This is a genomic window from Nocardia cerradoensis NBRC 101014, assembly GCF_000308535.1.
Lineage (GTDB): Bacteria > Actinomycetota > Actinomycetes > Mycobacteriales > Mycobacteriaceae > Nocardia > Nocardia cerradoensis.
In genome coordinates, this window is record NZ_BAFW01000025.1 from 1 (window position 1) to 5550 (window position 5550).

A 5550-nucleotide genomic window follows, 5' to 3' on the forward strand; every position below is an offset into this window, starting at 1 on the left:
AACGCGAATGCCTCGGCGACGAATCCGATCCGGCCAGCGCCGCGGCGGTGCAGCTGGGGTTCTGGCGCGAAGCCCTCGCCGGCGTGCCGGAGGAGCTGCCGCTGCCCTACGACCGGCCGCGTCCGGAAGAGCCGACCAACCGCGCGGGCACCGTCCGGATCCGGATGCCGGAGGACCTGCGCGAGCGGCTCGACGATCTGGCCCGCGCCCAGGGTGTGAGCATGTTCATGGTGCTGCGCTCGGCGCTGGCGGTGGTACTGCGCATCGTCACCGGCGGCCGCGACATCGTCATCGGCACGCCGGTGGCCGGGCGCGCCGACACCCGCCTCGACGATCTGGTCGGCATGTTCGTCAACACCTTGATGCTGCGCTCGGACGTCGATCCCGACCGGGCCTTCGCCGATCAGCTGCGCGCCGACCGCGACGGTGAACTCTCCGCCATGTCGCATGCGGAACTGCCGTTCGAGCGCATCGTCGAGGAACTCGGCCGCGGCAACGGCGGACTGCGGCCGCTGCTGCAGGTCGCGCTCACCGTGCAGGACACCACACCGCCGCCCCTCGAACTGCCCGGGCTGCGGTTGCGCGCCGAGGAACTCGACATCGCGGTGGCCAAGTTCGATCTCGAACTGCGGGCGCCCGCCGATACCGGGGACCTCGAAATGGTCTACGCCGCAGAGCTTTTCGACGAGGATACGGTGTGCACGCTGGCCGAGCGGCTGCTGCTGGTGCTGGAGTCGGTGAGCGCCGACGCCCACGTCCGGATTCGCGACATCGATGCGCGTACCGACATCGAACGGGCGCACTTCACCCCGCGCCGCGGCCCGGCCGCCACCCCGCAGTGCAGCCTGGCGAACTACTTCACCGCCACCGCGCACCTGCATCCGCACCGCACCGCGATCCGAAGCGGCGACGACGAACTCAGCTACGCCGAGCTGGAACGCTGCTCGAATCGGATCGCCCGCGCCCTGATCGCCCGCGGCGTCGGCAGCGGCGACCGGGTGGCCGTCGGGCTGACCCGGTCGATCGAATCGGTGGCCGCCGCCCTGGCCGTCACCAAAGCCGGTGCGGCGTTCGTGCCCGTCGATCCGAACTATCCGGCCGACCGCGTGCGGCACATGCTCACCGACTCCGGCTGTGCGCTCGGCATTTCCGTGACCGCCCATCGGGACCGGCTGCACCGCGCCACCGAGGGCAACGGCTCGGCGCCGGGCACCGAGTGGCTGCTGCTCGACGACGCGGCGCTGCGTGCCGAGCTGGATGCGCAGGACGAACGCACGATCACCGACGCCGAACGGCTGCGCACGGTGCGGACGACCGACCTGGCCTACCTGATCTACACCTCCGGTTCGACCGGAAAGCCCAAGGGCGTGGCGGTCACGCACGCCGGGCTGTCCAACTTCGCCGACGAGATCCGAGACCGGATGCGCGTCGACCGCGACGCCCGCACCCTGCACTTCGCGAGCCCGAGTTTCGATGCGGCCGTGCTGGATCTGCTGCTGGCCATCGGCGCGGGCGCCACCATGGTGATCTGCCCGCCCGATATCTACGGCGGCGACGAACTGGCCGCGCTGATGGATCGCGAATGCATCAGCCACACCTTCATGACCCCGGCCGCGCTGGCCACCATCGACCATCGGCGCTGGCCGCTGCCGCATCTGCGCGCGATCATGGTCGGCGGCGAGGCCCTCGGCACCGATCTGATCGCGCGCTGGGCGCCGGGGCGGATGCTGTTCAACGGGTACGGCCCGACCGAGACGACCATCGTGGTCACGATCTCCGACCCCATCGCGGTCGGTGACCAGGTGACCATCGGCTCGCTGGTGCGCGGGGTGCACGCGGTGGTGCTCGATGAGCGGCTGCGGCCCGTCCCGATCGGCGTGCCGGGCGAGTTGTATCTCGGCGGCCAGTCCGTCGCGCGCGGCTACTTCGACCGGCCCGACCTCAGCGCGGCGCGGTTCGTCGCCGACCCGTACGGGCCCGACGGCGCACGCATGTACCGCACCGGCGATGTGGTGCGCTGGCGCGCCGACGGCGAGATCGTCTACCTCGGCCGCAGCGACCACCAGGTGAAGCTGCGCGGTTTCCGCATCGAACTCGGCGAGATCACCGAGGTGCTGGCCGCGCACCCGGCGCTGCGCTTCGCCCACACCGAGGTGCGCGAGATCGCCGGCACACCGCGGATCGTGTCCTACGTCCAGCCCGCCGAACCCGCCGCCGACATCGACGTGGAGGTGCTGCGAACCCATGTGGCCGCGCACCTGCCGGCGCACATGGTGCCCAGCAGTGTGACCGTGCTGCACCGGATTCCGCTGACCCCGACCGGCAAACTCGACCGCGACGCGCTGCCGCAACCGCAGCAGCTCACCACCGCGGCGCGGGAACCGGGCACCGACACCGAACGTCTGGTCGCGCAGGTGATGGCCGAGTTGATCGGTGCCGAATCCGTCGGCGCGGACGACAATTTCTTCGAGATCGGCGGAAACTCGCTGCTGGCAACGCAATTGGTGGCCCGGCTGAGCGACGCCACCGGGGTGCGGGTGCAGGTGCGTTCGGTCTTCGGCGCCCCGACCGTCGCCGAACTCGCCGCCCTGCTCGACGGCGGCACGGGCGACAGCGACCACGGCCCCGCCCTGACCCGGCGCGAGCGCCCGGCCCGGGTGCCGCTCTCGGCGGCACAGCGGCGGCTGTGGTTCCTCAACCGGTTCAACGCCTCCTCGGCCGAGGACCTGTCCGGCGTCTACAACGTGCCGGTCGCCCTGCGGATGCGTGGTGCGCTGGACGTGGCGGCGCTGCGCGCGGCATTGCACGCCGTGCAGCGGCGGCACGAAACGCTGCGCACGGTCTTCCCGGAGGTCGAGGGCGAGCCGTACCAGCGGGTGCTCGCACCCGGCGAGGCCGCGGTGGCGCTGCCGGTCGTCGACGTCGACGAGGGCGAAATCACCGGCACCGTACGGACTTTCGCGGCCGCCGGATTCGATCTCGCCTCGACCGCACCGCTGCGCGCGCAGCTGCTGCGCATCGCCGCCGACGATCACGTCCTGGTGCTGGTCGTCCACCACATCGCGATGGACGGCTGGTCGCTGGAGCCGCTGGCCGCCGATATCGCGGGTGCGTACCGGTCGTATGCGGCCGGGTCGGCGCCGCAATGGACCGAACTCCCCGTCCAGTACGCCGATTACACGCTGTGGCTGCAGGACACACTGGGCGCGGAGGACGATCCGGAATCGCCGATCAGCCGCCAGCTCGACTACTGGCGCGAGGCGCTGGACGGCATTCCCGAACTGCTGCCGCTGCCCACCGACCAGCGCCGCCCGGCGACGCCGAGCTATCGCGGCGGCACGGTGGATTGCGTCCTCGACGCCGTGACCCACCGCGAACTGCAGGAAGTCGCCGCCCGCCACGGCGTCACCATGTTCATGGTCCTGCACGCCGCGCTGGCTTCGCTGCTGCACCGGATCAGCACCGAGCACGACATCACCGTCGGCACACCGATCGCCGGCCGCGGACAGCAGGCCCTCGACCCGATGGTCGGCATGTTCGTCGGCACCCTGGTCCTGCGCACGCGGGTGAGCGGCGCGCAGAGCTTCGCCGATCTGCTGCGCGCCGTCCGCGATACCGACCTCGAGGCCTTCGCGCATGCGGACGTGCCGTTCGAGCGCCTGGTCGAGGTACTCAATCCGGCGCGCTCGCAGGCTCATCACCCGATGTTCCAGGTCATGCTCTCGGTGCGGAATCAGCCGGTGCGCAGCCTGGAACTGCCGGATCTGACGATCGAGGCGTGCGATGCCGATCCGGGGATCGCGAAATTCGATCTGCAGTTCACCCTCACCGAATCGTGGACCGAGCAGCGGGAACCGGCCGGGATCACGGTCTCGGTGAATTTCGCCCGCGACCTGTTCGACGACACCAGTGCCGCCCGCCTCGGCGCGCGTTTCGCCCGCTTGCTGCGGGCCGCGGCCGCGAATCCCGAACTGCTGGTGGGTGATCTGGAACTGCTCGACCCCACCGAATGGTCGACGCTGGCGCCGGTGCGGGGTGCGCTCGCCGGCCGGCCGGGGACACTGCCCGAGGTCTTCGCCGCCGCGGTGGCCGTCGATCCGCGCGCGATCGCCCTGCGCACCGAAGACGCCGAGATCAGCTACGGCGCGCTGGACCGGTGGACCAACCGGCTGGCCCGGGTCCTGATCTCGCTCGGTGTCGGACCGGAAATGCTGGTGGCCCTGGGCATTCCGCGATCCATGGAATCGGTGGCGGTGACGCTGGCGGTGGCCAAGGCGGGTGCGGCGTTCGTGCCGGTCGACCCGAACTACCCCGAACACCGCATCGCCCACATGCTCACCGATTCCGGTGCCACCCTGGGCATTACGCTCGACGCCCACCGTGATCGGATGCCCGCGGGCGCCGAATGGGCCGTCCTGGACGCACCGGCCCTGCAGGACCGCGTGCTGCGCGCCTCGGATGCGCCGATCGCGCCACACGAGCGGCGGGGCCGGCTGCGCATCGAGAACCCGGCCTACGTCATCTACACCTCCGGTTCGACCGGCACCCCGAAGGGTGTGGTGGTCACACACGGCGGTCTGTCGAACTTCGCCGCCGAAACCGCCGAACGCTTCGACGTGCGACCCGACAGCCGGGTGCTGCACTTCGCCACCCCGAGCTTCGACGCGGCCATGCTCGATCTGCTGTTCGCCCTGGGCGGGGCGGCGACGCTGGTCATCGCCCCGACCGGGGTGTACGGCGGCCCGGATCTGGCGCGGTTGCTGGCCGAGGAGGACATCACCCACGCGTTCATCACCACCGCCGCGCTCGGCACGGTGGATCCGACCGGGCTCGACTCGTTCCGGCACGTGCTCGTCGGCGGCGAGGCGCTGCCGCCGGAGCTGGTGGCGCGGTGGGCGCCCGGCCGCAACCTGCACAACGTGTACGGACCGACCGAGACGACCATCGTCACCCTGATGGCCCCGCCGATCGCACCGGGTGCGCCGATCACCATCGGCGAACCGATCCGCGGCGTGCACGCGGTGGTGCTGGATTCGCGGCTGCATCCGACCCCGGCCGGCGTGGTCGGTGAGCTGTATCTGTCGGGTCCGGCGCTGGCGCGTGGTTACCACAATCGCACCGGGCTCAGCGCCCAGCGGTTCGTGGCCAATCCGTTCGGCAAGCCCGGCGAACGCATGTACCGCACGGGCGATCTGGTGCGCTGGGTACAGCGCGGTGGCCGCACCGAGGTCGAGTACGTGGGCCGCACCGACCATCAGGTCAAGATTCGCGGTTTCCGGATCGAACTGGGCGAGATCGACGCCGCGTTGCACCGCCACGACCAGGTCGAATGGGCCACCACGATCGGTCACCGCACCGCCGCGGGCGCCACCGCGCTGGTGTCGTATGTGAAGCCGCGCAGCGGCGCGAATCCGACGGCGGCGCAGTTGCGCACCCACGTGGCCGGTCTGGTGCCGAGTTATATGGTGCCGCAATCGATCATGCTGCTCGAGTCGGTGCCGCTGAGCCCGGTCGGCAAGCTGGATCGCAAGGCGCTGCCCGAACCGGTCT

Annotated in this window: 1 protein-coding gene; it reads left to right on the forward strand. The window is 70.9% G+C overall.

Annotated features, from left to right (window positions below; genetic code table 11):
- On the forward strand, positions 1-5550 hold a 5550-nt coding region (locus ON23_RS03845), incomplete at both ends, for a non-ribosomal peptide synthetase (RefSeq protein ID WP_157170149.1).